This window comes from Amycolatopsis tucumanensis, assembly GCF_021654135.1.
Lineage (GTDB): Bacteria > Actinomycetota > Actinomycetes > Mycobacteriales > Pseudonocardiaceae > Amycolatopsis_E > Amycolatopsis_E tucumanensis.
On sequence record NZ_JAKGSD010000006.1, the window covers coordinates 102,852 to 106,927 of the forward strand.

2 protein-coding genes are annotated in these 4,076 nt (G+C 74.0%); one reads left to right on the forward strand and one right to left on the reverse strand.

Annotated elements, in window-relative coordinates; genetic code table 11:
* Positions 1–2,438: toxin glutamine deamidase domain-containing protein (locus tag L2C96_RS09200; RefSeq protein WP_237335919.1), on the reverse strand; the 2,438-nt coding region annotated here is incomplete at its 3' end.
* A 1,252-nt stretch (positions 2,439–3,690) separates the two neighbouring features.
* On the opposite strand from L2C96_RS09200, the gene L2C96_RS09210 reads away from it, so the two are divergent.
* The coding region (locus L2C96_RS09210; protein ID WP_237335848.1) for a hypothetical protein at positions 3,691–4,076 on the forward strand (386 nt) is incomplete at its 3' end.

The following is a 4,076-nucleotide window of genomic DNA, read 5'->3' on the forward strand; positions in this document are numbered from 1 at the left end:
TGCTGGTAGGGGTTGTGGACCGGCTGCTGGTGCTGCCCCTGCTGGTACGGGTTGTGGACAGGCGCCTGCTGAGGCGGCCCGAACTGCCCCTGCTGCTGGTACGGCCCGCCCTGGTGCGGCGGCGGCTGCTGGTGCGGGTGCGAACCCGGCGCCTCGTCCGGGCGGACCGGCGTCGCCGAGCCGGGCTGCGCCGGAACGCCGTCCAGGCGGTTCCGCAGCGCGTCGCCCGCGGCGGGGTTCCAAACCGGATCGGTGCGTTCGGGACCTGCGCCGAGCAGCTCGCTGATCCGGCTGACCGGCGGCTCCGGCGTGGTGGACGGCGCCGGTTCGCTCTTTCTGGACAACGGCGTGCCGTCGCCGCTGTGCGTCTGCATCAGGTGCACACCGGACGGGTTCGGCGGCAGGTCGGCGAGCCGGCTCGTCATCGGGTCGACCAGCGCCACCCCGTGTTCGGTGTTGACCACGCTGAACGCGCGCTGACCGTCAGGCGTGTCGACCGACAGCACGGCCCGCGAACCGACCGGCTGCCCGGCCATCTCGCGCACCACGCTGTTGTAGTCCGGCAGCTGGTGGAACTCGCCACCGAGCTGCCTGGCGAGGAAGTCCCTGCCGCGCGGGTCGTCCGGCCTGCCCGGCTGTGCCTCGGCCTGGATGCCTTCCATGCGCAGCTCGAACGCGAGCACGGATTCGGCCGAGTTGGTCCGGTAGGCCTCCGGCATCGCGTCGGCGTAGTAGCCGCGGGTGTTGACGTCCGCGATCTCCGGCAGGTGCTCGCGGAGGAACCGGACCTCCTGGTGGGCGTTGCGGGTGAGCGGCGTGGGGCCGGTGGCCTGGGCACGCGGGTCGACGGGATCCGTGCTCCGCGCGTGGATGGCCGGCTCACCGACGACGTCGGAGGACCGGCGGATGCCACCCCAGCCGTTCGCCGGTTCACCGATCTTCGGCGGTTTCGGGGCTTCCTGTGGGGGCTTCGACGTGGTGTCCGAGTCGGACTTCGCCGGGACATCGGCCGCCGCGGCTTCACCGCCGAAGGCGCGCGCGAACTCGCGCTGGGACGCGGCGTGGATCTCCGCTGCCTGGACGTCCGCCACCTCGCGGTTGCGGTCCATCTGCTGCTTGGCGGCGTCGGGCGGGAGGTAACGCGGGTCGTCGGGGGTGATCTCCTCGAGCCGGATCACCCACTTCTTGCCGCCGTGCGGGGTCTCGATCTCGATCTTCTCTTTGACGACCAGCTGGGTGCCCGGCTTGTACAGGACCTCGTGTTCCGCCTTGTTCGAGGCCAGGGACTCGATGTATCGACCGGTCTTGCCCTCGATGATCATCTCGACGTCGCCGGGCCACATGGCCGCGCCCATGTCGGAACGGCTCGAGCTGAGGAACTGCGACTCGACCACGACCGCGTCGACTTCGTACCGGCTGGCCACGATGGCGGCCGCCTCGCCGCGCACGTTGACCCGGCGCACCGTCTCGCCCTCGTACCGCGGCATCTCGTTCAGGCCGGACACGAGCGCGCGGACCATCGGCATGACGTCGTCGAGGTTCCGCCCGGTGCGCAGTGCGTCGTTGATGACGTCGAAGACGGCGCTCGAGGTGTAGCTGTGCACGGCGTAGGCGCCGTTGTCGGTCATGTGGCGCAGAGCCGCGTCCAGGTCGCGCATCTGCAGCGCTTCGAGGAACTCGTGCTCGTGGGTGAGCCTGCCGGTGCGCTCGTCGACGATGCCGCTGGCGAGCTGGTCCTCGCCGAGGGCGTCGAAGTCGGCGCGGTCGTGTGTGCGGAAGTCCAGGTCCGCGATGTACGGCTCGTCGACGACCGGCCGGTCGCGCTCCGGCACCGCGTCCTCGCGGGTCGGGGTGGCGGTGTCCTCCGGGGGATCGAACGGGGTGCGCTCGGCGGCGGGCGCCTCGTCGCGCGCAGGGGTGGCCGTGTCCTCCGCGGGGTCGAACGGGTTTCGTTCGGCGGGTGCCTGGTCGCGCGTGGGGGCGGCGGTGTCATCGGCGGAGTCGAACGGGTTTCGTTCCGAGGGTGCCTGGTCGCGCCGTGGGGTGGCCGTGTCCTCCGCGGGGTCGAACGGGGTGCGTTCGGGGGTGGGTGCTTCATCGCGGCGTGGCGTCGCGGTGTCTTCGGCGGGGTCCAACGGGCTGCGCTCGGCCGCGGGTGCCTCCTGGCGAGGAGTTGCGGTGTCCTGCGGCGGGTCGAACGGCGTCCGCTCGGCGGCGGGCGCGTCCTCGCGCGGAGGGGTGACGGTGTCCTGCGCCGGGTCGAAGGGGGTGCGTTCGGCGGCAGGCGTCTCCTCGCGGCGCGGGGTTGCGGTTTCCTCGGCCGTGGGCTGCGCCGCGGTCTCGCGCGTCGGCACGGGCGTGTCGCGCGAGATGGGCGTCTCGGCCGGCGGGCCCGCCTGCGGGAGCGGCGCCGGCTGTTCGGGCGGGGTGGCCAGCATCCAGCGCGGATCCGTGGGCGCGCCAGGCCGCCCGCCCTGCGACTGCTGGCCGTATCCACCCTGCGGAGTCTGCTGTGGCGGACCGTACGGCTGCCCGCCCTGCGGCGAGCGCGGTTGCTGCGACGGCGGCCCGTAAGTCGGTGGCTGCTGCGAGGGCGGGCCGTACCCACCCTGAGGCGGCCGGGGCGGACCACCGTTCGGCGGCGTGCCCATCGGGCGCTGGGGTGCCGTGTTGCCGTACCCACTCTGCGGCTGACCCCGGAACGGCGCGCCCTGAGAGGGACCGCCCTGGGGCGGCTGTCCCTGAACCGGCGGCCGGACCTGCCCGCCTTGCGGGGCGCCGCCCTGAGGTGACTGCCCTTGGAACGGACCGCCCTGAACGGGACCGCCCTGAACCGGACGGCCTTGAACCGGGCCACCCTGCATCGGTGCACCCTGTGCAGGGCCGCCCTGGACTGGGCCGCCTTGAACCGGGCCGCCTTGGGCAGGGCCGCCTTGGGCAGGGCCGCCTTGGGCAGGGCCGCCCTGCATCGGCGCACCCTGGACGGGACCGCCTTGCACGGGCGTGCCGTGGGGCGGCCTGCCCTGCGGCGGTTGGCCTTGGAGTGGAGCGCCTTGGGGTGGCCTGCCCTGCACCGGGCCGCCCTGGCCTTGGAATGGTGCGCCTTGGGCGAATCCCTGCGGGGGCCTGCCCTGAGGTGGCTGCCCCTGGAACGGGCCGCCCTGCGCCGGGCCACCTTGAACCGGACCGCCCTGCATGGGGCCGCCTTGCGCCGGGCCACCTTGCGGGGGGCCGCTCTGGGGCGGCTGTCCCTGGAACGGCGCGCCTTGTGCGGGGGCGCCCTGAGGTGGCCGCCCCTGGAACGGTGCGCCCTGGGCGAAGCCTTGGGGCGGCCTGCCCTGCACCGGAGGGCCGGCCTGCGGAGCACGCGGCGGCTGAGCACCCTGGCCGTAGCCCTGAGGTGCGCCGCCCGGGTAACCCTGCATCGGCGCGGCGGGAGGCATCTGCGGCGGCGGCTGCTGTCCCCGGTCGCCGTGCTGGGGCGACGAAGGTGCGCCTCCGGTAGGGCCGAAGCCACCGGGTGTGTAACCGGCGGCTGCCACGCCGTCCGGGTTCGTCGACGGGTCGTTGGGCGGGAACCCGCTGCCCGGCTGGGCCGGACCCGCACCGGCCAGGGCGGGCACCCGGTCCGCACCGGTGGCCGGGGCGCCGTCCGAAGTCCCGGACGTGCCGCGGGACGAGGTACCCCCCGTGTTGGCGGAACCCGCGGAGGAGCTGCCGGACGAGGAGCCCGCCGAAGCACTGCCGGAGCCTGCGGCGGAGCCGCTGGACGAGCCGGCTGCGGAGCCGGCGGACGAACCAGCAGAAGAACCGCTGGCAGAACCAGCGGAAGAACCGCCCGCGGAGCTGCCGGCCGAGCCCGCGGAGGAGCTGCCCGCCGAACCCGCCGAGCCACCTGCCGACGAACCGCCTGCCGACGAACCGCCGGATGACGAGCCACCTGCGGACGAACCGCCGGATGACGAGCCACCTGCGGACGAACCGCCGGACGACGAACTGCCTGCGGACGAACCCGCGGAGGAACCGCCGGACGAACCGCCGGACGAACCGCCGGACGAACCGCCGGACGAACCGCA